The 369-nt window shown below is 68.0% G+C and carries 1 protein-coding gene; it reads right to left on the reverse strand.

Going from position 1 to position 369, the window contains the following annotated elements; translation table 11 throughout:
* Positions 1-33: 33 nt before the first annotated feature.
* On the reverse strand, positions 34-369 hold a 336-nt coding region (locus tag J5F18_RS06445; RefSeq protein WP_346301465.1), incomplete at its 5' end, for an SRPBCC family protein.

Below are 369 nucleotides of genomic sequence, written 5' to 3' on the forward strand. Positions count from 1 at the left end.
TGGGGCGGGCCCGCTGGGGCGAGGGGCTGGACCTCAGCCCTGCACCGCCTTGAGGTGCGGGGCGGTGTGGCCCAGGTTCTCCAGCAGCCGTTCGCCGTACCAGTCGATGAAGTCGATCACCCCGAACTCGTAGGTCTCGGAGTAGGGGCCCGGCTGGTAGGCCTTGGAGTTGATGCCGCGCTGGTTCTCTTCGGCCAGGCGACGGTCCTGGTCGTTGGTGGCGTCCCACACCCGGCGCATGGTCTCGGTGTGGTAGTCGACCCCCTCCTCGGCATCCTTGTGCACCAGCCACTTGGTGGTCACCAGGGTCTGCTGGGGCCCCAGCGGCAGCACCCGGAAGACGATGGCGTGGTCGCCCATGAAGTGGTT

Source organism: Halomonas sp. BM-2019 (assembly GCF_017584085.1).